Genomic DNA, 23,194 nt, shown 5'->3' on the forward strand with positions numbered 1-23,194 from the left:
TCATCCTGATCTCCTTGGTGTGGACGTGTTAGTATACGACTATGTTAGCAAACTCCCCCTTTCTTTGTAAACCTATATCAGGACGACACAAGCCCCCTTCTCCCGGGCTCGGGAGAAGGGGGTTTGGGGGATGAGGGCCGTTTTCCCGCGGCCGATGATCAGGGGAATCTCTTGCGTCGGGCGACACGCGGGGTGTTCCTACCACCCCGATTTCCATCACTGACTTTGAAAAAGCCCTGCAGAGGGTAGTGTATCCAAAATGTGTGGAAACCTCGCCAGGCCCATTGCAAGCCCACAGGGAAGGTGCGGAGGGGCCTCCCTTCGCCAGCATATCCTCTCTTCCGCCTTGCATCTGCCCTTTCCCGGCCTGATTCGGGTGGGCAAGGCCAGGCGAGGCAGGTGAGGGGCGGAAACTGGGAGATTTCTTTTGAGGGGCGCAGCCCCTCAAAGCTCCCCACCGTATTTCCACCGGAAAAGATGCACGACCCGCAGGGACGTTCTTATCATGGTCATCACCGGAATGTCTTTGACTTTTGTCTAGAGTTGCCTTACAATCCGCGTCAGTCCCATGCCCAAGAAACCCTTTCGCTACGGCCAGGAGTTCGGTACCCATGACGATGACCAGTCAAGAAATCCGACAACGCTTTCTGGACTACTTCGCCCAACACGGCCACACCGTCGTGGAGAGCTCATCCCTGATCCCGGTGGGTGACCCCACCCTGCTGTTTACCAACGCCGGTATGGTGCAGTTCAAGGACGTATTCCTGGGGCTGGAGCGCCGGCCGTACACCCGGGCCACCTCGGTTCAGAAGTGCATGCGCGTCTCGGGAAAGCACAACGACCTGGAGAACGTGGGCCCCTCACCCCGCCATCACACGTTCTTCGAGATGCTGGGCAACTTCTCCTTCGGCGACTACTTCAAACGAGAGGCCATCCACTACGCCTACGAGGTCGTCACGCAGGTCTATGGCGTCGATCCCGAGCGGCTGGTATACACCGTGTATGAGGACGACGACGAGGCCTTTCGCGTCTGGACCGAGGAGATCGGCGTGCCGGCCGAACGGGTCTATCGCATGGGGGAGAAGACGAACTTCTGGATGATGGGCGACACCGGTCCCTGCGGTCCCACCTCGGAGATCCACTACGATTGGGGGCCAGAGGCGTGCACCTGCGGGGATCCCAACTGTAGCGTGGCACTGGACAACGGATGCGACCGCTGGCTGGAGATCTGGAACCTGGTCTTCATGCAATACAACCAAGGGGCTGACGGGACCCGCACCCCATTGCCGAGGCCGGGCGTCGATACCGGCATGGGATTGGAGCGCATCACATCCGTGGTGCAGAACAAGCGCTCCAACTACGAGACGGATCTGTTCACGCCGATCCTGGCCCACATCCAGGCGCTGTTGGGCGACAGCGACGAGGAAGCCGCCCAAAAACAGGTCGCCTACCGGGTGATCGCCGATCACGGACGGGCCGTGACCTTTCTGGTGGGCGATGGGGTGATCCCCAGCAGCGAGGGGCGGGGGTACGTGCTTCGCCTGATCCTGCGACGCGCCGCCCGATACGGCTACAAAGCCGGCTTCGAGGGGCCGTTCCTGGCCAAGATCGCCGAGAAGGTCATCGAGATCATGGGGCACCACTATCACGAGCTACACGAGCGGGCGGCCTTCATTTATAAGACGATCACCGCGGAGGAGGAGCGCTTCTCGCAGACGCTCGCCACCGGGCTCGCCGTCCTGGAGGAGTTGATCGCCGACCCCAAAGTGCAGGAGACGAAGGTGCTGCCCGGCGAGGCGGCCTTCCGACTGTACGATACCTACGGCTTTCCCCTGGACCTGACCCGGGACGTGGCTCGCGAGCACGGGCTGACCATCGACGAGGCGGGCTACCAGCGGGCGATGGCGGAGCAGCGCGAGCGGGCCCGGGCTGCCTCCCGGTTCACAGCGGACCAGGAAGATCGGGCCGCCCGATATCTGAGCGTGTTGGAGGAGCTGCGCTCGGCCGGCCTGCTGCCCGAGGGCACGGTCCAGCACCTCTGCTACGAGACCAGCGAGGTCGAGGCGCCGGTCCTGGCCATCCTCAAAGACTCGCAATCCGTCTCCCTGGCCCGCGCCGGGGAAGCGGTGGAGATCGTGCTGCCCAAGACGCCCTTCTACGTGGAAAGCGGCGGGCAGGTGTCCGACACGGGCGTCATCGCGCAGTATGACGAGCACGGCGACCCGGTATGGAAGGTGCGCGTCGACGAGGCGCGCCAGCCGGTCCCCGGCCTGATCGTCCACGTCGGCGAGGTGGAGGAGGGCACCGTGCGCGTGGGAGACCTGGCGCGGGCGTCCATCGACCAGGAGCGTCGGCGGGACATCATGCGCAACCACACCGCCACCCACCTGCTCCATGCCGCGCTCCGCCGGGTGCTGGGCGAACACGTCCATCAGGCGGGCTCGCTGGTCGCTCCGGACCGGCTGCGCTTCGACTTTACCCACGGCGCCATGCTGACGGAGGAGGAGCTGGCGGCCATCGAGCAAGGGGTGAACGACGCCATCCTGGCCGCATACCCGGTGGAGGCCCGCTGGACGACGTATCGACAGGCCGTGAACGAGGGCGTCATCGCCCTCTTCGGTGAGAAATACGGCGAGGAGGTGCGCGTCATCCGGGTCGGTCCCGCAGATGAACCGCTCAGCCAGGAGCTGTGCGGCGGCACACACGTGAACAACACATCCGAGATCGGCTTCTTCCATATTCTATCCGAGGGCAGCGTGGGCGCGGGCGTGCGCCGCATCGAAGCGGTCACCGGGCGCTGGGCCCACCGGCTGGTCCAGCGACAGCTGGCCCTGCTCCATCGGACGGCCACCTTCCTGGGATGCCAGGACGAGGAGGTCGATCGGAAGGTGCTCAACCTGCTGGATCAGGTCCAGAGCCTGCAGAAGGAGGTCACCCGGTTGCGACAGGCCCTGGCCCTCCGAGAATTCGAGTCGCTGCTCCAGCAGGTGCAGGACATTGACGGCGTGAAAGTGCTGGCCGTGCCCGTCGACGCGGACGACATGGAGACCATGCGACGGATGAGCGACTGGTTCCGCGAGCGCATGGGCTCGGGCGTGATCGTTTTGGGCGCGGCCATCGGCAATCGGCCCAGCTTCGTGGCCGCCGTCACGCCCGACCTGGTGGAGCGCGGGTTCCACGCAGGGCAGATCGTGAAGGTCGTCGCCGAGGCCGTCGGCGGAGGCGGAGGCGGCCGGCCCACGCTGGCTCAGGCCGGGGGCAAGGACCTCAGCCGGATGCACGAGGCGCTGCGACTGGTCCCGCAATGGGTGGAACGCAAGCTGCACGCCGGCTCTTGAGCGGCGGCCGAGGGAATGGGCCCCATATCCAGCTGAAAGGGATCGGAATTTCCGGCGAACGGACGAAGCCGTGGCCCCTTTCGAGGTGCTGCGGCTTCCCTTCGCTTTGGGGGACATGACACAGATCATCCACCTGACGGACGATTGGCAATTACCCGGCCTGTTGGCCCGGCTGGACACGATCCGCGACCCAGCCGTGATCCTGGTGTTGCCCGCGAACAGTCGCTCCTGGGCCAACCCGGTACGGCTGCGCCTGATCCGTCGCCGCGCGGCCCGACGACGGCTGCGCGTGGCGTTGGTCACCGACAACCCGGCCATGCGGCGGCTGGCTCAAGAGGAGGGCCTCCCCACCTTCTACTCCCCCGAGGAGGCCGCCCAGATCGAATCGTTGCCGATCCCCCCGCCTGATGGCCACCTGCCGGAGGATCCACGCAAGGACCAGCGCGCCAAGCTGACGCGCTGGCGCGCGCAGCGCGTGGAGGAGCGCGCCCGCGTGATCGCCCAGGCGCGATCACGCCGCGTCCCCGCCTGGGGTGAGGTCGTGGGGCTCACCCTGCTGCTGGCGGCGCTGACATCGCTGATCCTCCTGACCGCGGCGTTGATCGTGCCCGTCGCCCACGTGACGCTGGTGCCGGCCCGCCAGACCTCGGCGATCACCGTGGACCTAACGGCGACGACGGGCGTGGACTACCCGGATGCCAACCTGCGACTGATCCCGGCCCGGTGGGTGGAGATCCAGATCGAGGGCAACGGCTCTCTGCCCACCACCGGGCGGCGAGACGCACCGGACCAACGAGCGACGGGCTCCGTGGTGTTCATCAACCGGCAGACGGCCTCCCTGGAGATCCCAGCTGGAACGGTGGTGCGAACCTCCACGGGGACCAATGTGCGCTTCCGCACCACGGTGACTGGGACGCTCCCGGCGGGGATCGGGGCGAAGGTGGAGGTCCCCATCGAGGCGGTGGACCCCGGGCCTGCGGGCAACGTGCGCAGCGGCACCATCACCCTGGTCGATGGCCCGCTATCCCCCGTCCTCCGGGTGATCAACGAGAAGCCGACCACCGGCGGTAGCGTTCGCCAGGTCAACGTCGTCACCAACGCGGACAAGGATCGCCTGCGACAGGCGGTACTGCAACAGGTCCAGCAGACGGCCTACCAGCGCCTCAGCGAGCTGCTGGAGGAGGGGGAGTTCCTCCCCCGAGAGTCCATCGTGACGTTGATCCTGGCGGAGACGTTCGACCACTTCGTGGACGATCCGGCCGACACGCTGGGACTGCGCCTGCGCGTACTGGCGCGCGGCGTCGCCGTCGACGGGGAGGCCGGAAAGCAGATCGCCCTCCGGGTCATGCAGGACCAGATCCCCGAACGGGCGCGCCTCCTGGCCGATAGCGTGCGTTACCAGCAGGGGCCGGTGACCGTGCGCGGGGACCGGGTGATGTACTCGCTCACGGCGACCGGCGAGGTGGTGAGCGATATCGATCGGGCGGCGGTACGGGCAGCCATCGCCGGGCTGCCGCTGGACGAGGCCCGGGAGACGTTGATGAGGGAATGGCCGCTGGCCGCCCCGCCGGAGCTGCAGCTGAAGCCCAGCTGGCTCGGCCGGGTGCCGTGGGTCCCCTTCCGCATCCGGGTGGAGGTGGACTGGTCGCGATGATCGGGCCCGTGATGGCATTGGACGTGGGAGAGCGCCGCATCGGGGTGGCCATCTCCGACCCACTAGGCGTTGTGGCCACGCCGGTGACCACCCTGACGCGCCGCTCGTGGGCCAAGGACCTGGCCGCCATTGAACAGATCGTACAGGAGCGCGGCGTCAAGCGCATCATCGTGGGATATCCGCTTCACATGGACGGCAGCGCGAGCGAGCAGGCCCAGATCAGCGAGCGATTCGCCCAACGGCTGAAGGAGGCCCTGGGGCCGTCCGGCCCTCCGGTGGAGCTGTGGGACGAGCGCCTGTCCACCCAGATCGCCAGCGAGCGGCTGCGCGCCACCGGCAGCTCGGCGCGCGCGGGCCTGGACGCCGCCGCGGCCGCGGTCATCCTCCAGGAGTGGCTGGACGCCCGCAGGGGCCCGGCTCTGTTGCCCGAGCCTCCCGATCCGGATCGAGGTTGAGATGTCCATGCGAGTTCCTTCGGGGCCATCGCGCCTCACGGATTCGTCTTCCACTTCTCCCCGCCCCTTTGCCACCTTGGGGCTGATCCTGCGCGTTTTCATCTTCGTCCTGACCATCGGCACCGTCGCCGGCTCGGGGGCCATCGCCTGGGCGCACCTGCGAGAGCAATGGGAGGACAAACCGACCCTGGAGCGCTATCAGGCGCTCGCTCGTGCTGGCGGCCCGCGCCCGCTGACGTTGGAGACGATCGAGGACTACGCCATCGAGCTGTACCTGCGGTTCCGGGAGGCCGATCTGCTGCGCCCGGCGGCGGAGACGGACGCCGTCGTCCGCTTCACGGTGGCCCCCGGTGAGACGGCCACGCAGATCGCGGATCGGCTCGAGCAGGAGGGGCTCATCACCGACGCCGACCTGTTCCGACTCTACATCCGACACGAGGGAATCGACGCCAAATTGGAGGCGGGCGAGTTCGAGCTATCCCCCGGGATGACGATCCCGGAGATCGCCCAGGCCCTCCAGCAGGCCCGCGCCCGGGAGGTCGTCGTCACCGTGCAGGAGGGGCTGCGGGCGGAGGAGGTGGCGGAGCTGCTGGAGCAATCGGAGGTCACGGACGGCGACGCGTTCCTGGCGCTGGTGCGCAGCGGCGACCCGGTGAGCGCCGGACTGGGCAACTATGACTTCCTCGCCGACCGGCCAACGGGGGCTTCCCTGGAGGGGTACCTGTTCCCCGACACGTACCGTTTCCCCATGCACGCCCAGCCCGCCGAGATCCTGCGCATCTTCCTGGACAACTTCGACCGCCGGGTGACGCCGGAGCTGCGGCAGGAGGCGGCCAATCGCGGCCTCTCCCTGTACACCGTGCTCACGCTGGCCTCCATCGTCGAGAGGGAGGCCGCGCTGCCCGAGGAGCGCCCCATCATCGCCAGCGTTTACCTGAACCGGTTGGAGAAGGGCATGTACCTGAACGCCGATCCCACCGTGCAGTACGCCATGGGATACCAGCCGGACACGGGCCAGTGGTGGAAGAGCCCGGTGACGCTGGAGGAGTACAGCAGCGTCGTCTCGCCCTATAACACCTACCTGAACCCCGGGTTGCCGCCGGGCCCCATCTGTAGCCCCGGGCTCTCGGCCATCGAGGCCGTCATCCGGCCGGCCGAGACGGACTACCTCTACTTCGTCGCCACGGGCGATGGCGGCCACGTATTCGCCCGCACGCTAGAGGAACACAAGGCCAACATCAAGCGCTACCAGGGGCAGTAACGTGGATCAGCCGGATCATCAGCGGGAGGCATCGGTTCGACGCGTGCGATGGGCCGCCGGCCCCCCTCCTCGCAGAGGGCGTCGATATCTGCTCGCGCTCGTGCTGATCTCGCTGCTCCTGGCCGGCTGCACGCTTCCCCGCTCGACACCCCCCATCATCAAGATCGGGATGATCGCCCCATTCGAAGGGCTTTACCGGCCGCGAGGCTACGCCGCCCTGTACGCGGTCAAGCTGGCGCTGCGCGAGCGCAACGCCGCGGGCGGCGTTGCCGGCTATGGGGTCATGCTGGTCGCCCTGAACGACGACGGGGACCCGGAGGAGGCCGCTCTACAGGCGCGCAAGCTGGCGGTGGACCCGGACGTGATGGGGGTGATCGGCCCGTTCAGCCGCACGACGGCCGCCGCGGCCGCGCCCCTGCTGGCGGAGGCAGGGCTGGCCTGGATCGCGCCGGTCTCCGTCCCCGATGGGGTGGTGCAGGCTTATCCGAATGCGTTCCGCCTCTTCGCCTCGGATCAGGCGCTGGCGGAGGCGCTGGTGACGTGGGCCCGGGAGACACCCGGAGGGGATGGGAGGATATGGATCGCCCAGGAGGGCCCGTTCTCGCGGCCGCTACAGGAGGCCGCAGAGCAGAGGGGGATCTCCTGGCGCCCTTCCCCCGGCGCGTCCAAGCCCACGCACACGACCGTCGCCCTGGGGGGAGACCCGGAGCAGGTCGCCGATGCGCTGCGGTCGCTGGATCGGGCGATCTACCAGGGTCCGATCGTCGGGGGGCCGGAGTCGGCGGAGGCCGTGGTCCTGCAACGGGCAGGGTCCTCGGCCATGGGGCTGGTGTGGGCGACCAGCCTGCAACCCGCCGTGTGGCCGGACGCCTTCGTCCTGGGCTACCAGGAAATGGCAGGAGGGCCGCCCGGACCGGAGGCAGCTCTGGTGTACGACGCGACCAACGTGTTGCTGGACGCCATCGCCTGGGACATCACGCGCCGGGCGAGGCCCACGCGAGAGGGTGTAGTGGCCGCGGTAGGGGCGACTCATTGGGACGGGCTCAGCGGCTCCATCGCCTTCGATGCGAACGGAAGCTGGCTGTATGCCCCGGTGCACCTGTATCAGATCATCGGCGGACAGCGGTTTGGGCCGGTGCCATGAGGATCATCGAGGAGGAGATGCAACCGTGCGCGTTCTGATGCTTTCATGGGAATACCCCCCCCATGTCGTGGGTGGACTGGGCAAGCACGTGATGGAGCTGTTGCCGGCTATGGCCCGGCGCGAGGATGTGGAGATCCATCTGTTGACCCCGCGTTGGGCCGGCGGGGATCCGACGGAGACCCTGGGGCGTGTGGTGATCCATCGCATCGATCCGCCCCCGGGGAACGGGGATATCTACACCACCGCCTGGCAAACCAACCTGGAGATCGAGGGATACGCGGAGCGGCTGTGGCGCGAGCTCGGCGGCTTCGACCTGATCCACGCCCATGACTGGCTGATGGCCTTCGCCGGCAACGCATTGAAGCGCACTCACAAGACGCCTCTGATCGCGACCATCCACGCGACGGAGAAGGGGCGCGGCCGCGGGCACCTCAACGGCGACCTCTCCCGGGCCATCCATCATGTGGAGTGGTGGCTGACCTATGAGGCATGGCGGGTGATCGCCTGCTCGGAGTACATGGCGGGCGAGATCCGGGAGTTCTTCGGCTGCCCGGCTGATAAGATCGACGTCATCCCCAACGGCGTGGATCCCACCCCCTTCCAGCGAGTCGCCCAGGAGGACCTGCGGGGATTCCGGGCCATGTACGCCCTACCCGACGAGCAGATCGTCTTCAACGTGGGAAGGGTGGTGTACGAGAAGGGAGTCCACGTGCTGGTGGAGGCGGCGCCCAAGGTGCTGGCGCAGACGCCGGCGGCCAAGTTCGTGATCGCGGGCCGCGGGCCGATGGTTGAGCAGCTCCGTCATCGCGCCTGGGAGCTGGGCGTGGGGGAGAAGATCCTGTTCGCCGGCTTCATCTCCGACGAGGACCGCAACCGCCTGTTCCACCTGGCCGATTGCGCCGTCTTCCCCTCGCTCTACGAGCCGTTCGGGATCGTGGCGCTGGAGGCGATGGCCGCGAAGTGCCCGGTGGTCGTCTCCGAGGTGGGAGGGCTGAAGGAGGTGGTGAAGCACGCGGAGACGGGGATCACCGTCTATCCGGACAACCCGGACTCGCTGGCATGGGGCATCGTGCACACGCTCTCCCGGCCCGATTGGGCGCGACAGCGCGCGGAGAACGCCTACCGGATGGTGCTCGAGCTATACAACTGGGACCGTATCGCCGGGCTGACGGTGGATGTGTACAAGCGAGTCGTGGAGGAACGCCGCCACGTGGACTGGTAACGGCGGCTACGGCCTCGCCCGCAGCACCTGGTGGATCAACGGCGGCGGCTCCACGGGCTCCGGGCCGATGGTGAACGCCGAGGCGAGGCGCGCCCGGGCCTGCGCCAGCCGCTCCCCATCGTCGGCGTGGATCTCGCACAGAGGCTGTCCGGCTTCCACCCGATCGCCAATGCGGGCGCGCATGATCACGCCCACCGCCGGATCGATGGGATCCCCCTTCTTCTCGCGGCCGCCCCCCAGGTCCACCACCGCCATGCCGATGGCGGCCGCGTCGATGGCCTGCACGTAGCCGGCCGTCGGCGCCGGGAAAGGCTCCACCCGCGCCGCCCGCGGCAACCGGGTCGGGTCCTCCACGGCGGCCACGTCCCCACCCTGCGCCGCCACGAACTCCCGAAACTTCCGCCACGCCTCCCCGCTATCCAGCGCCTGCTCCGCCTGAACGCGTTCCTCGTCCGGCTCCCCGGCATCCCCTCGCCGCATGGCCAGCATCTCCGCGGACACGGTCAGCACGTGCTCCCGAAAGTCCGCCGGGCCACCGCCGCGCAGCGTCTCGATGGCCTCGATCACCTCCAACGCGTTGCCCACCGCGCGGCCCAACGGCTGGGACATATCACTGATCACGGCCGTCATCCGCCGCCCCAAGCGAACGCCGATCTCCACCATCAACCGGGCCAGCGCCTGCGCCTGGTCCAGCGTCTTCATGAAGGTGCCCGATCCCACCTTCACATCCAGGACGATGGCATCCGCCCCGGCGGCGATCTTCTTGGACATGATGGACGAGGCGATGAGCGGGACGGCGGGCACGGTGCCGGTGACGTCCCGCAGGGCATAGAGCTTGCCGTCGGCAGGGGCCAGATCGTGGGTCTGCCCGGCCACCACCAGGCCCACCTCCCGCAGTTGGCGTCGAAACTCCTCGATGGCCAGATCGGCCCGGAAGCCGGGGATGGATTCCAGCTTATCCAACGTGCCGCCGGAGAAGGCCAGCCCGCGACCGGACATCTTGCCCACAGGCAGCCCGCAGGCGGCGACGATGGGGCCGACGACCAGCGTCGTCTTGTCACCCACCCCGCCGGAGGAATGCTTATCCACGACGAAGGGGGCGATGTCGTGCAGGTCCAGCGTCTCCCCGGAATAGGCCATGGCCAGGGTGAGGTCGGCCGTCTCCCGGGGCGTCATGCCCTGGAAGTAGATGGCCATGCATAGCGCGGCGGCCTGATAGTCGGGGATGTCCCCGGCCGTGTAGCCCCGCACGAAATACTCGATCTCATCCGTGGACAGCTCCACGCCATCCCGTTTCCTCTCGATGATCTCCACAACGCGCATCGTATGTCCTCTGAAATGGGGATTGGGGAACGGTGGCGGAGCGCTACAGCCATATATCCGCGTCGGGTGGCAGTTCCTCCGCCTGGTAGGGCACATCCGGCTCCTCGGCGACTCGGGACGTCGCCGGACGACCCTGCAGCCGGGCGGCCACCTCCCACGCCTGGATGTAACCCGCCACGGCCAGCGCCAGGCGTCGCGCCTGCCAGCGGGTGAGCAGAATGGCGATGCGCACATCTGGCTCGCCGGCCGGCTTGACGGCTCCCTCGCCGATGATCTCGCCCGGTCCGTGGCTGATCTCGATGACGATCGGCTGGCGGGTACGCCTGCCCCGGTCCTCGATCCGCAGCACACGACTCAGCGGCTTGCCCTCCCGCCCGTGAGGCGTGCCTTTGTAATCGACGAACGACTCGGGCAGGTGGCCCCGCGCCAGATCAAAGCAGAGCACGCGGGCGTCCTCCACATCCAGATAATGATCCACCCGCGCCTGAGCGCCCTTCCCCCGCTCGTACTGGAAGAGCAACAACCGCAATTTGCCGATATCCAACGCGTCCTCCACGTGGAGGATGGCGCTCCGAGTGATCTCGGTGTAGATACGCGGTCGTCCCTCCCGCTCCTGATCCGTCATCGCTCCACCTCCCGATTTCAGTATAACACGCACGGAGCGGGACGGAAAGGGGGAATATGGGGGACGGGAACGCCCAGGCCGCCCCCCTCAGCGGCATTGGCGCCCAACTGTGCCCCAGAAAGGGTCGGGCATGGGAGCCCAGCCTGCTTGTCCTATTCGCATCAACTGAACAGCATGAGCGAGGCCCCCGCCGTCGCCTTTTCCCTGCCTGGTTGGGGCTTTGGCCGGTGGCCTCCGGCCCCACAGGGCAGGTGAGGGGCTGAAAGTAAAATTCTTCGGAGGGGCTACCGTCCCTCCGAGCCACCCCAGAGATGCGGGGCCACGCTCCCGCATCGCTTAACTTGATACCAAGGCGTGGGCGCCCGGTCCAACGCCGATGATCCCAGTTTGACAAGCGGGAACAGGACGGGTATAATGCCCATCCGTGGGCAGGCTGGCCCGGTGGCCGCCTGCTTACCGCGTCAAGATCCAACTTGAACCGAACATGTACCGCCAGCACAAAGTTCTGGGACCTCCAGACGCGGTACGGGAGGCATAATCTCATGTATGCAATCATCGAGACGGGCGGGAAACAATACCGCGTGAGCCCGGGAGAGACGATCGAAGTCGAGAAGCTGGACGTGCCCGTAGGAGAAGAGGTCACGTTCGATCGCGTGCTGCTGGTCTCCGATGGGGAGAACGTGCGGGTCGGCCAGCCGCTGGTGGAAGGCGCGACCGTCCGGGCCCGCGTGCTCGATCAGGATCGGCGTCGCAAGGTGATCGTGTTCCGATATCGGGCGGCGCAACGGTACCGACGGAAGAAGGGGCATCGCCAGCCGTTCACGCGATTGCAGATCGATGCGATTGAAGTGTGAGCGTGGGATTGCAGACGGAGGGGTGAGAGATGGCACACAAAAAGGGTGGCGGCTCCAGCCGCAACGGTCGAGATAGCAAGTCCAAGCGCCTGGGTGTGAAGCGCTTTGATGGGGAGTTCGTGACCGCCGGCAGCATCCTGGTGCGCCAGCGCGGCACGAAGATCAAGCCGGGGAAGAACGTAGGTCTGGGGAGCGATTACACCATCTTCGCCACCATCGACGGCTACGTGAAGTTCGAGCCACATTCCCGCAGGCAGAAGCGCGTGAGCGTGTATCCCCAGCGCGTGGCTTAGGCCTCAGACGGAGGACCGGTTTTATGCGTAAAAATATTCATCCGAAATGGTATCCCAACGCGCGGGTGATCTGCGCTTGTGGCAACACCTGGACCGTAGGTGCCACGGTGGAGGAGATCCGCACGGACGTGTGCTCCCAGTGCCATCCGTTCTTCACCGGAGAGCAGCGCATCGTGGACACGGCCGGCCAGGTGGAGCGATTCATGCGCCGCCTGGAGGCGCGGGATCAGCGCGTGGCTGCCCGGAAGGCTCAGGCCGAGGCACAGGCGGCCGTCAAGGAAGCCGAGCGTCGCGCCCGGCGGCGCGGCGAGAGCCCGGAGAAGGCCGCCGAGTTGGCGCGCAAGGCGGCGGAATCGGCCCAGGCGGAACAGGAATAACCGGTAGTTGTATCGCCCTGCAACGAGGGCAGGGTGGCAAGACGATGCTGACGAACGAGATGAGAGGGCAGAGATCGATTCTGCCCTCTCTTTCTGTTCCACGCCTCTGAAGGAGGACGTATGCCGCACATACACCCACACACCGGATGGATCGAGCTGATCTGCGGCAGCATGTTCAGCGGGAAGACCGAGGAGCTGCTGCGCCGGGTGCGGCGAGCCGAGATCGCCCGTCAGAAGGTCCAGCTCTTCAAGCCCTTCCTGGACGACCGATACGGGATCGCCCGCATCGCCTCCCACAACGGCATGGCGCGGGAGAACGTCGTCGTCGTGCACACTGCCGCCGAGATCCTGGAGCGGCTAGACCCGGATACCACCGTCGTCGCCATCGATGAGGTGCAGTTCTTCGACTGGACCATCGCCGACGTGTGCAATGAGCTGGCCGATCGCGGGATCCGGGTGATCTGCGCCGGGCTGGACATGGACTTCCGCGGCGAGCCGTTCGGCCCCGTGCCCCTCCTGATGGCCCAGGCGGAGTACGTGGACAAACTGCACGCGATCTGCGTCCGCTGCGGCGGCGAAGCCTCCCGCACCCAACGGATCATCGACGGCCGCCCGGCCCGCTACGATGATCCCACGATCCTGGTGGGGGCCAATGAGGTGTATGAGGCCCGCTGTCGCCACTGCCATGAAGTGCTCGGGCAGAGGGACCAGGAGAAATCCAACGGGGACCCAGAACCATAAGCTCCATCTTGGGATGGGTGGCGGCAGACAATGTCCTCCGCCACCCGAAAGGCCCAATCTAGAAGACCATATCCAGGCCCAGATAGCGTAGCCCCAGGTAGAACCCCGCGGCGAGCAACCCGGTCAGCGGGATGGTCAGCAGCCACGCCAGCGCGATCTCCCGGGCCACCCCCCAGCGCACCTGCGAGACCCGCTGGGCGGCACCGATGCCCAGGATCGACGAACTGACCACGTGCGTGGTGCTGACGGGTCCACCCATCCAGGAGGCCACAGCCACCACCAGGGCTGAGCTGACCTGGGCCGTGAAGCCGTGTACCGGCCGGATCTTGTAAAAGCGTCCGCCGATGGTGCGGATGATGCGCCATCCCCCAACGCCCGTCCCCAGGGCGAGCCCACCAGCGCTGGCGGCCAACACCCACATCGGGATGTAGAAGCTATCCTGGAGCCCCAGGGTGATCAGCCCCAGCACGATGATGCCCGCCGTCTTCTGCGCATCATTGGAGCCATGACTCAGCGCCAGGGCCACAGCCGTTACCGTCTGGGCGCGCCGAAAGAAGGCATTGATGCGCGGCGTGGCGCCACGGGACAGGAACAAGATCGTCTTCATGGCCAGATACCCCACGAGCAGGCTGACCAGGGGAGCCACGAACAGGGCGATCAGGATCTTCTCCAACCCCGTCACCTGGATCACATGCGGCCCCTTCGCCATGGCGGCCGCGCCGACCAGGCCACCGACCAGGGCGTGGGAGGTGCTGGACGGGATCCCCGCCAGCCAGGTAACCACGTTCCACACGATCGCCGCCAGCATCCCCGCCATGATCACGGCGAATTGAATGGACTCCGGCGCGACGACCTCGCTCCCGATGGTGCGCGCCACAGCCACGCCCAGCAGGAACGGCCCACAGAACTCCGCGATGGCCGTCAGCGTCAACGCCTTGCGTGGGCTCATGGCACGCGAGGAGATGATCGTGGCCACGATGTTACTGCTATCGTGCAGCCCGTTCAGGAAGGCGAACACGAGAGCGACCGCCACCAATCCACCCGCCAGGACCTCTATGGACATATCCACCCCAAGACAAGAAAGGAATCATTATGGTGCATCAAACCGCCTCGATCTTCCGGCCGAGGCAAACGAGGACCGGTCAGGCCCCCGCCGTTACCCTGTCGCTCACATCATCGGCCGTCCGAGAGCGCGTTTGAAAATTCACCGGACAGGTCAAAGGCGGAAAAAAGGCGATTCCCGGAGGGACTCCGCCCTCCGGGCCTCCTCACGCAGGAACAACGGGGTTCCTCCGACACGCTCCGAAAGCGGGACCGCCCTTCCGCCTCGATCCGGGGGTCACGCATGATCCTCGGGACCGGGACGGCTTCCGTCCATCCCATGCGGCCCCTCGATCCAGCTCTCGCCATCGGCCCAGACCTCCTTCTTCCAGATGGGCACGATGGCCTTAATCCGCTCGATGGCGTACCGGCAGGCGTCGAACACCTCCGGGCGATGGGGCGCCAACACGGCGATGATCACCGACGCCTCGCCGATCTCCAGCCTTCCCAGCCGATGCTGGATCCCCACCGCCTGGATGGACGGCCAGCGCTCCCGGATCTCCCGCCCGATCTGAGCCAGCATCTCCTCCGCCATGCCCGGATACGCCTCGTACTCCAGGTGATCGACCTGGCGATCCCCTGTGTGATCCCGAACGACCCCGATGAAGACGGCGACCGCCCCGCACGAGGGCAAGGCGATCCGCCGCATTAAGGCGTCCAACGATAGCGGCTCCGTGGTCAACTCGTATACGTCATGGGATCCTGGGGGAGACCCGCCGCTCACCGGAGGGAAGATCGCAACCTCATCTCCATCCTGGAGCCGGACGTCAGGTGAGGCGTATCGGCGATTCACGGCCAGATGCAACCCACGCCAGCCGATCCCGGCCTCCGGATAGGCCCGATCCAACGCGTCGACCAGGTCCCCCAGAGAGGCACCGGCGGCCAGTTCCCATGCCAGGCCGTCCTTCCCAATCCGCTCCCTGAGCGAGGCGAAGAACCGAACGGTGACCCGGATCCTTCTCTCCTCACCATTCATCTTCTGTCCCGGCATGCCAGTCCCCACTCTTCCCTCCCCGCTTCGCCAGCAAACGGATCTCGCCGATCACCATGCCCCGTTCCACGGCTTTCGCCATATCATAAATCGTCAGCGCGGCCGCGCTCACGGCGGTCAACGCCTCCATCTCCACACCGGTCCTTCCCCGACAACGCACGGTGGCCGTGATGACCACCCGGCTCCTCTCCTCATCCAGCGCGAAGTCCAGGCCCACATAGGAGAGCGACAGCGGATGGCAGAGCGGGATCCACTCCGACGTGCGTTTGGCCGCCATGATCCCCGCGATCCGGGCGGTGGCCAACACATCGCCTTTGGGCAGATCCCCCTCGCGGATCAACCGGAGGGTCTCCGGGCGCATCCGCACCTCCCCGCGAGCGATCGCCTCCCGCTCCGTCTCCGGCTTGCCCCCCACATCGACCATGCGAGCCCGACCCTGCTCATCCAAATGCGTGAGTTCGCCCATCAGTAGACCATCTCCCCCCGGACGAACGCCGCCGTGCGAGGATCTCGCGGCGCCTCGAAGAACGCCTCCACCGGAGCCACCTCGATCAGGTGACCGTCCAGCAACAGCCCGGCTCGGTCCGCCAGCCGACGGGCCTGGAAAACGTTGTGCGTCACCAGCACCACCGTCGTCCCCTGCTCCCGATTCACGCCGGCGATGATCTCCTCGATCAAAGCCACGTTCGCCGGATCCAGATTCGCGGTCGGCTCGTCCAGCAGCAACACCTGCGGCCGGATCACCAGCGCACGCCCCAACGCGACCCGCTGCGCCTCCCCGCCGGAGAGGGTCTGCACGGACATGCGCGCCAGGTCGCTCAGGCCTAGACGTTCCAACGTCTCGCTGACCACCGGCTCCAGCGGCTGCCTCCTCAGCCGAAGCCCATAGGCGACATTGTCGTACACGCTGCCCCGAAAGAGCACCGGCCGCTGAAAGACCATCGTGACCTGGCGCCGTGCCGCCAACGGCACCGGGTTGCGCCCGTTGGATACCAGCGATCGGAAGGTGATCGTGCCCCGATCGGGCCGCTCCAGGAAATTCAGGAGACGAAGCAGCGTGCTCTTGCCCGCCCCGCTGGGCCCGACCAGGACGAACAACTCTCCCTGATAGATGTCGAGAGCCGGCACGCGCAGCACCGTGCGGCCCCCGTACCGTTTCTCCAAGCCTTCCAGGCGATAAGCGATCTCTCGCGTCGGGTCAGCGCGACAATCTTGCATTCAGCCGGCCTTGCAATTGCAACATGGTCGCGTTGGCGAGGAAGGACAGCCCCAGCAACACCAGGCTCAGCGCGATCGCCAGGGCGAAGTCCCCCCGCCGGGTCTCCAACACAATCGCCGTGGTCAGCACCCGCGTGCGCCCGGCGACGTTCCCCCCGACCATCATCACGGCGCCTACCTCGGAGATGATCCCCCCAAAGCCGGCGATCACGGACACCACGACCCCCACCCGCGCCTCGCGCAGGATCGTCGCGGTGGCCTGGCGGGTCGTGGCCCCCAACGACAGAGCCTGCAGGCGCACGGCTGGATCCACGCCCATCACGGCCGCCATCGTGAGCCCGGCCACCAACGGCGTGGCGATGATGACCTGGGCCAGGATCATCGCCTGTGGGGTGAACAGCCACCTCAGATCGCCCAGGGGGCCGCTGCGGGACAGCAGCAGATAGACGAACAGGCCGACGACCACCGGCGGCAATCCCATCCCGGTGTAGAGCAACGCGATGATCAACCGGCGACCCGGGAAGTCATAGAGGGCCAGCCAACTCCCCAGCGGGATGCCGATGATCGTGCTGAACAGCAGGGCCACACCGCTGACCCCCAGGGACAGGCGAACGATCTGCAACAGGGTGGGGTCGCCCTGAGCGATCAGGGAAAGCGCCTGTTGAAAACCCCGAGTGATGATCTCCATCCGTTATCCATCCTCGTTCATGGCGGGGAGGCCCGCTCCGGGGTGGCCTGGATTATAGCATGCGGCCCGACGCATGCCAAGACCACCCCACGCGGCGATTCCCCACGTCGCAGAGCGTGTTCGAGGGTGTGGGTGAGGGCCTGAAAATAGAGTTCTTCGGAGGAGCTTCCGCCCTTCCGGAAAAAGCCCTTCTTCTGCCTTCAACCTGCCTGGCCCCGGCCTGGGCCCTTCGGAAAGGGCCGAGAAAGGCAGGTGCAGGCAGGAAAAAAGAGGTTTCCGTGGAGGGGATCTCCCCTCCACACCTCCCCCTGTAGAGCTGGTAGTTGAGGGAGACCCTCAGACACCGTGCCGGTAAACTTTCAGACACGCTCTTAGTGGCTTCGTGGTGTGTTTTTCAGACACACTCCGAGAAACGCCGGCACTTCCGCTATGGGGAGGCCCGGAGGGGCGGAAACCCTCCGGAGAAAGTCCTGCCTCCACCCTCGACCTGCCCGGCCTCGACCCAGATCCTTCGGAAAGGGCCGAGAGCCGGAGTCTCCCCCGGAGCTCACTTGCGATTGCGCCACTCCTCCGAATCGGGGTAGAACAACGGCTGGCCAAAGCGATCGAGGCCGAATTGGGAGATCTTCTCCTGCGTCTCCACGGAGGTCAACCACTCGACGAACTTGACCGCCAGGTCATAGTTGACACCGGGATGCTTCTCCGGATTCACCGGGATCACGCCATAGGGGTTGAACAGACGGGAATCTCCCTCCACCATGATCTCCAGGGACAGCCCGGGCGGGGTATCCTTCCGGGCCAGGTACGTGCCTCGATCCGTCAGGGTATAGGCCTGCATCTCGTTGGCCATCGTCAACACGGCCCCCATGCCCTGGCCTGCGGAGACGTACCAATCCCCCTGCGGCTCGATGGCCGCCTCCTTCCACAGCGCCTTCTCCTTCTTGTGCGTTCCCGAATCATCACCGCGAGACACAAAGGGCGCCTGCGCCTCGGCGATCTTTCGCAAGGCCGCGACCGCGTCCTTCATGCCGCGAACCCCGGCCGGGTCATCCGGCGGTCCCACGATGATGAAGTCGTTGTACATCACGTCCTTGCGAAAGGCGCCGTGTCCTTCGGCCACAAATGCCTCCTCGGCCGAGCGAGCGTGCACCAGGAGCACATCCGCATCGCCGGCCTTCCCCATCTGGAGCGCCTGGCCAGTCCCGACGGCGATGACATCCACCTGGGCCCCGTACCGGGCCTCGAAATCGGGGAGGATAGCGTCCAGGAGGCCGGAGTCCGCTGTGCTGGTGGTGGTGGCCAGCACCAGCCGACTGTCGTGGCGCTCGGGGGATGCCACCGGTGTCGCAGGCGGCACGCACGCCGTGAGGAAGAAGAGACCCATCAGCAAGGTGGACAAGACAATTCGCATGATATCCTCCTTGAATGTCCGACGCTATGCTATACTGAAAATGCGCCCCACAAAGCCTCCCTGCGATAACCCCATCGGGAAAGGGCACACTATCCGGATAGATGGATCAGCAGAGCAAGCGAAGGAGGGATCTATGGCGGCCCAAATCCATTGGCTGGGACATGACGCCTTTCGACTGGAGGGGGAGAAGATCGTCTACATCGATCCATGGAAGCTGCCGAAGGGAGCCCCGCCGGCAGACGTGATCCTGATCACCCATGAACATTATGACCACTGCTCGCCGGACGACGTGGCCAGGATCCGATCGCCGGGGACCGTGGTGGCGGCACCGGGCGCCGCGGCCGCCCAACTTCAGCCCCCGGTCACCATCGTCAAGCCGGGCGACAGGCTGGAGCTGAACGGCGTACCGGTGGAGGTCGTCCCCGCCTACAACATCGGGAAGCCGTTCCACCCGAAGCAGGCGGGACACGTGGGATACATCGTCACCCTGGAAGGCGAGCGCATCTACCACACCGGCGATACCGACCCCATCCCGGAGATGGATGGACTGCAGGTCGACGTGGCCCTGTTGCCGGTGAGCGGCAAGTACGTCATGGACGCCGACCAGGCGGCGGAGCTGGCCGGACGGCTCCGTCCCAAGCTGGCGATCCCCATGCACTATGGTGAGATCGTCGGCTCTGAGGCGGACGCCCGACGCTTCCAGGAACGATGCCCTGTACCCGTGCGGATCCTTCAGCCGGAGCGGTGATCGCGAGAAGGGGCAGGTTTCGACCTGCCCCTTTCCACACCCAACCCGATTTCACGAAACCCGTGAGACTGCTCAGGCGCTCTCGCGCAACTCCCGATCCTGAGGGGCCGGACGATCCGCCTGCGTCAATAACAAGGGAGGCACCTTTCGCAGGATCGTGTCCGCGTTGACGACGCAGCGCACGATCTCAGGGCGTGATGGGATCTCGTACATCACATCCAACAACGCCTCCTCGATGATGGTGCGCAGGCCACGAGCCCCCGTCTTCCGCTTCATCGCCTCCTCCGCCGTGGCCTCCAGGGCGTCCTGGGTGAAGACCAGCTCCACGCCGTCCAGGTTGAACAGGCGCTCGAACTGCTTCACCACGGCGTTCTTGGGCTCCGTGAGGATGGCGATCAGGGCATCCTTATCCAACGGCTCCAGGCTGACGATGACGGGAAGCCGCCCCACGAATTCGGGGATCAGGCCGTACTCCAACAGGTCCTCCGGCGCCACCTGGCGCAGCAACGCGGCCTTGGCCTCCTCCGCGTTCCGGAAGCGCCTCTGACGGCCGAACCCCACCTGCCCCTTCGCGCCGATGCGGCGGGCGACGATCTTGTCCAGCCCTTCAAACGCGCCGCCACAAATGAACAGGATGTTCTGCGTGTTGATCTGGATGAAGTCCTGCTCCGGATGCTTACGTCCCCCTTGCGGCGGGACGTTGGCCACCGTGCCCTCGATGATCTTGAGCAGCGCCTGCTGAACCCCCTCGCCGGAGACGTCGCGAGTGATGGAGGGGTTGTCGCCGGACTTTCGAGCGATCTTGTCGATCTCGTCGATGTAGACGATCCCCATCTCGGCCCGGGCCACGTCCCAATCCGCGGCCTGGAGCAGGCGAAGCAGGATATTCTCCACGTCCTCGCCCACGTACCCGGCCTCGGTCAAGGTGGTCGCATCCGCTATGGTGATGGGCACGTCCAGGATACGCGCCAGCGTCTGCGCCAATAGCGTCTTGCCACACCCGGTGGGCCCCAGGAGCAGGATATTGCTCTTCTGCAGCTCCACATCGGAGTGATTCTGCCCGGAAGCGATCCGTTTGTAATGGTTGTACACCGCGACGGAGAGGACCTTCTTAGCCCGCTCCTGCCCTACCACGTACTCGTCCAGCTTCTCCACGATCTCCTTGGGCTGGAGGATCCGTTCCCAGACCACGGGCTTGGCCCCCAACCGGATACCGTCCTCCTCCAGGATCTCCTGGCACAACACGACGCATTCATCACAGATGAACACGCCCTCTGGGCCGGCGATCAGCCGCTGTACCTCGTCCTCGCTGCGGTAGCAGAAGGAGCAACGTCGCAGAGCTTCGGTGTCTTGTCCGTCCATCCTATCGTTCCTCATCGCCCTCTGCCGCGTCCTGGCCGTCCTCCGATGCGGATTCCGGCGCCTCGCCGACGACATGGTCAATGATGCCATACTCCAGGGCGCCGCGGGCGTCCATGAAGTAATCCCGCTCGAAGTCGCGCTGGATACGCTCCAATGGCTGCCCCGTATGGCGGGCCAGAAGCCGCTGCAACAGGTTCTGCATTCGCATCAACTCGTTCAGCTGGATCTGCACGTCCGGAGCGGAGCCTCGCGCGCCGCCCATGGCGGAATGCATGTGAATCGTGGCGTGGGGCAACGCATACCGCTTCCCCTTGGCGCCCGCGGCCAGGAGCACGGTGCCCATGCTGGCCGTCCACCCCACCGCAAAGGTGGACACCGGCGCGCTGATCATCTGCATCGTATCATAGATCGCGAGGCCCGGGTAGATCTCCCCCCCAGGGGAGTTGATGTACAGCTGGATATCCCGATCCGGATCCTCACGATCGAGGAAAAGCAACTGAGCCACCACCAGGTTCGCGATCTGATCGGTGATGGGGGTACCCAGGAAGATAATACGCTCCTTCAGGAGGAGGGAGTAAATGTCATAAGCGCGCTCCCCCCGTCCGGTCTGCTCAATCACCATCGGTATCAAAGATTCAGGTCTCATGATCGTATCCCTTGACATACAACTCCTCACCTTCTCTTATCCCTTTTGCGCAATGCCATCGGCAGCGCATCGCCCCCGCGCGGCTACTCCGCCGCCTGCTCGGCGGACTCCTCTTCCTCCGCCGAAGGGGCTTCCATCCCCTCCTCCGCCTCCTGCTCAACGGGCTCGTCGGCCTCCGCCGATGGCTGCGCGCTATCCGACTCCTGCGTCTCCGAGGGCTCCTCGGCCCCCTCCTCCGCCGCGTCGGCTTCCGCCGACTCCTGAGCCTCTTCGCCCTCCGCTTCCGGCTCTTCCTCATCCGCCTCGCCCCGGGCGATGGCCAACAGGCGCTGGAGCGTCTTCTGGGTCATCAGGTCGTCGAAGATCATCCGCCGGCCGGCCGCCGTCCGGAAGAGGTGACGCACACCCTCTCGATCTCCCCCCTCCATCGACTGCACGATCCGCTCGATCTCGGCCTCGATCTCCTCCGGCTCTACGGTGATCCCCTCGGCCTCCGCCACGGCCCCCAGGAGCAGATTCCGCACCAGGCGCCGCTCCGCTTGAGGGCGCAGGCTCTCACGGTACTCCTCGCGCGACGTCTGATTCAACTTCAGGTAATCGTCCAGGCTCATGCCGCGCATGCGCAGCTGCCGGTCCTGCTCCTGGAGGATGTCATCGATCTCCCGCTCAAGCAGCACGGGAGGATATTCCACCACCTCGGCGGCCTCGACCAGGGCGTCCAGGACCTTCTCGATATCCTCGGAGCGAGCCTCTATCTCCCGCTCGCGCTTCAGCCCCTCACGAATGCTCCGACGCAGGTCCTCCAACGACTGGAAATCGCCCACGGATGCGGCGAACTCATCGTTGAGCTCAATGGTCTCCCGCTCCTGCACCTTCTTCAGGGTGGCGACGAAATGGGCCTCCTTGCCGGCCCATCGAGACTCCGCGTCCGCGGGATAACGCAGGGTGAACTCACGCGTCTCGCCCGGCTTCATGCCGATGAAGGCCGCGTCGAATCCGGGGATGATCTCCGTGTCCGCGTCCTCCGACGGGATGAAGTCCCAGTCGGTCTGATCGATGAGGGTCTCATCATCCACCGTGCCCTTGATATCCACGGTCAGCAGGTCGCCATACTGGGCAGGGCGATCCACCTCCTGCCATCGCGCTCGTGACTCACGCAACTCCTCGAGGATCTCATCCACCTCTTCGTCGGAGACCTCGATCTCCTCCCGCTCCACGCGGATGGATCGATAGTCACCCAGCTTCACCTCCGGCGGCAGAGGCACGCGCATCCGGATCACCAACGGCTCCAGCTGCAGATCCTCTAGCTCCGCCTGGGCGATGGGCTCCAACTCGGTCTGGGACAAAGCCTCCTGATATGCCTCGTTGACCAGATCCTCCAGGATCTCGTTGTAAATCGCATCCTTGCCCACCATGGAAACCACAACATGATAAGGGGCCTTCCCCTTACGAAAGCCGGGAATGCGAATCTGGCTGGCCAGCCGCCGCGCGCCGCGACGCAAGAACTTCTCCACGCGTTCCGGCTCAACTTCAATCGTCAAAGCGACTTGACAGTTGTCCAGTTGCTCCGTCGAAACTTTCACGTGACGCCTCTTACTCCTTTTCAAGGTTTGCCGACAATCTCTACCTGGAAGGAAAGACCTCCTGGGCAGCCCATATCTCGCCAGCGCAGACGATTATAGCACATCTCATCCCAATGTGCTAACCCTAGCAAACTATTTTCCACGCCCCAAACGTACCAA

The 23,194-nt window shown here is 65.8% G+C and carries 22 protein-coding genes; 11 read left to right on the forward strand and 11 right to left on the reverse strand.

Annotation, left to right across the window (positions count from 1 at the left end; genetic code table 11):
* Positions 1-617 precede the first annotated feature (617 nt).
* The 6 genes from alaS to GXP39_06720 all read left to right on the forward strand — a co-directional run bounded on the left by alaS (position 618) and on the right by GXP39_06720 (position 9,074).
* On the forward strand, positions 618-3,338 hold the full coding sequence (gene alaS / locus GXP39_06695) for an alanine--tRNA ligase (protein ID NOZ27725.1): 2,721 nt from the start codon (positions 618-620) through the stop codon (positions 3,336-3,338).
* A 70-nt stretch (positions 3,339-3,408) separates the two neighbouring features.
* On the forward strand, positions 3,409-4,992 hold the full coding sequence (locus GXP39_06700; GenBank protein NOZ27726.1) for a hypothetical protein: 1,584 nt from the start codon (positions 3,409-3,411) through the stop codon (positions 4,990-4,992).
* 11 nt (positions 4,993-5,003) lie between these two features.
* The gene (gene ruvX, locus GXP39_06705) at positions 5,004-5,447 is read left to right on the forward strand and encodes a Holliday junction resolvase RuvX (protein ID NOZ27727.1); all 444 of its coding nucleotides are present in this window, start codon (positions 5,004-5,006) and stop codon (positions 5,445-5,447) included.
* 1 nt (position 5,448) lies between these two features.
* Complete coding sequence (mltG, locus tag GXP39_06710; GenBank protein NOZ27728.1) at positions 5,449-6,708, forward strand: endolytic transglycosylase MltG; 1,260 nt, start codon at positions 5,449-5,451, stop codon at positions 6,706-6,708.
* A gap of 1 nt (position 6,709) precedes the next feature.
* The gene (locus tag GXP39_06715; protein ID NOZ27729.1) at positions 6,710-7,852 is read left to right on the forward strand and encodes an ABC transporter substrate-binding protein; all 1,143 of its coding nucleotides are present in this window, start codon (positions 6,710-6,712) and stop codon (positions 7,850-7,852) included.
* Positions 7,794-9,074 carry a glycosyltransferase family 4 protein gene (locus tag GXP39_06720; GenBank protein NOZ27730.1) on the forward strand — a complete coding sequence of 427 codons (1,281 nt, stop codon included), beginning with the start codon at positions 7,794-7,796 and terminating at the stop codon, positions 9,072-9,074. Before GXP39_06715 ends, GXP39_06720 begins: the two co-directional genes overlap by 59 nt.
* A 6-nt stretch (positions 9,075-9,080) precedes the next feature.
* Here the strand turns inward: GXP39_06720 and GXP39_06725 are convergent, their stop codons facing one another.
* Both GXP39_06725 and GXP39_06730 read right to left on the reverse strand, forming a co-directional pair.
* Positions 9,081-10,397 carry a thymidine phosphorylase gene (locus GXP39_06725; GenBank protein ID NOZ27731.1) on the reverse strand — a complete coding sequence of 439 codons (1,317 nt, stop codon included), beginning with the start codon at positions 10,395-10,397 and terminating at the stop codon, positions 9,081-9,083.
* A gap of 43 nt (positions 10,398-10,440) precedes the next feature.
* On the reverse strand, positions 10,441-11,022 hold the full coding sequence (locus GXP39_06730; protein NOZ27732.1) for a hypothetical protein: 582 nt from the start codon (positions 11,020-11,022) through the stop codon (positions 10,441-10,443).
* Between the two features lie 542 nt (positions 11,023-11,564).
* Here GXP39_06730 and rplU point away from each other — a divergent pair.
* The 4 genes from rplU to GXP39_06750 all read left to right on the forward strand — a co-directional run bounded on the left by rplU (position 11,565) and on the right by GXP39_06750 (position 13,287).
* Positions 11,565-11,876: a 50S ribosomal protein L21 gene (rplU, locus tag GXP39_06735; GenBank protein ID NOZ27733.1), complete on the forward strand. Its 312-nt coding sequence runs from the start codon at positions 11,565-11,567 to the stop codon at positions 11,874-11,876.
* 29 nt (positions 11,877-11,905) lie between these two features.
* On the forward strand, positions 11,906-12,169 hold the full coding sequence (rpmA, locus tag GXP39_06740) for a 50S ribosomal protein L27 (protein ID NOZ27734.1): 264 nt from the start codon (positions 11,906-11,908) through the stop codon (positions 12,167-12,169).
* A 23-nt stretch (positions 12,170-12,192) separates the two neighbouring features.
* Positions 12,193-12,546, forward strand: a complete 354-nt coding sequence (rpmE, locus tag GXP39_06745; GenBank protein ID NOZ27735.1) for a 50S ribosomal protein L31 — start codon at positions 12,193-12,195, stop codon at positions 12,544-12,546.
* A gap of 120 nt (positions 12,547-12,666) precedes the next feature.
* On the forward strand, positions 12,667-13,287 hold the full coding sequence (locus GXP39_06750) for a thymidine kinase (protein ID NOZ27736.1): 621 nt from the start codon (positions 12,667-12,669) through the stop codon (positions 13,285-13,287).
* 58 nt (positions 13,288-13,345) lie between these two features.
* On the opposite strand, the gene GXP39_06755 is transcribed toward GXP39_06750, so the two are convergent.
* From GXP39_06755 to GXP39_06780, 6 genes are all read right to left on the reverse strand, one after another.
* On the reverse strand, positions 13,346-14,350 hold the full coding sequence (locus GXP39_06755) for an inorganic phosphate transporter (protein NOZ27737.1): 1,005 nt from the start codon (positions 14,348-14,350) through the stop codon (positions 13,346-13,348).
* 276 nt (positions 14,351-14,626) lie between these two features.
* Positions 14,627-15,343 (reverse strand): MoaD family protein, encoded by a 717-nt coding sequence (locus GXP39_06760; GenBank protein NOZ27738.1) that lies wholly within the window; start codon positions 15,341-15,343, stop codon positions 14,627-14,629.
* Between the two features lie 10 nt (positions 15,344-15,353).
* Positions 15,354-15,845 carry a cyclic pyranopterin monophosphate synthase MoaC gene (moaC, locus tag GXP39_06765; protein NOZ27739.1) on the reverse strand — a complete coding sequence of 164 codons (492 nt, stop codon included), beginning with the start codon at positions 15,843-15,845 and terminating at the stop codon, positions 15,354-15,356.
* A complete protein-coding gene (locus tag GXP39_06770; GenBank protein ID NOZ27740.1) occupies positions 15,845-16,597 on the reverse strand; it encodes a phosphate ABC transporter ATP-binding protein in 753 nt (250 codons plus the stop codon). Before GXP39_06770 ends, moaC begins: the two co-directional genes overlap by 1 nt.
* Complete coding sequence (locus GXP39_06775; GenBank protein ID NOZ27741.1) at positions 16,578-17,285, reverse strand: ABC transporter permease subunit; 708 nt, start codon at positions 17,283-17,285, stop codon at positions 16,578-16,580. The genes GXP39_06770 and GXP39_06775 overlap by 20 nt, the downstream gene beginning before the upstream one ends.
* Positions 17,286-17,832: 547 nt before the next feature.
* Positions 17,833-18,696: a solute-binding protein gene (locus GXP39_06780; GenBank protein ID NOZ27742.1), complete on the reverse strand. Its 864-nt coding sequence runs from the start codon at positions 18,694-18,696 to the stop codon at positions 17,833-17,835.
* A gap of 133 nt (positions 18,697-18,829) precedes the next feature.
* Between GXP39_06780 and GXP39_06785 the strand changes: the two genes are divergently transcribed.
* The gene (locus GXP39_06785) at positions 18,830-19,444 is read left to right on the forward strand and encodes an MBL fold metallo-hydrolase (GenBank protein ID NOZ27743.1); all 615 of its coding nucleotides are present in this window, start codon (positions 18,830-18,832) and stop codon (positions 19,442-19,444) included.
* A gap of 72 nt (positions 19,445-19,516) precedes the next feature.
* On the opposite strand, the gene clpX is transcribed toward GXP39_06785, so the two are convergent.
* From clpX to tig, 3 genes are all read right to left on the reverse strand, one after another.
* Positions 19,517-20,806, reverse strand: coding sequence for an ATP-dependent Clp protease ATP-binding subunit ClpX (gene clpX, locus GXP39_06790; protein NOZ27744.1), 1,290 nt, complete (start codon positions 20,804-20,806; stop codon positions 19,517-19,519).
* A 1-nt stretch (position 20,807) separates the two neighbouring features.
* On the reverse strand, positions 20,808-21,470 hold the full coding sequence (locus GXP39_06795) for an ATP-dependent Clp protease proteolytic subunit (GenBank protein NOZ27745.1): 663 nt from the start codon (positions 21,468-21,470) through the stop codon (positions 20,808-20,810).
* 65 nt (positions 21,471-21,535) lie between these two features.
* On the reverse strand, positions 21,536-23,035 hold the full coding sequence (tig, locus tag GXP39_06800) for a trigger factor (protein ID NOZ27746.1): 1,500 nt from the start codon (positions 23,033-23,035) through the stop codon (positions 21,536-21,538).
* Between the last annotated feature and the right edge of the window lie 159 nt (positions 23,036-23,194).

The sequence above is a fragment of the Chloroflexota bacterium genome, assembly GCA_013152435.1.
Classification (GTDB): domain Bacteria; phylum Chloroflexota; class Anaerolineae; order DUEN01; family DUEN01; genus DUEN01.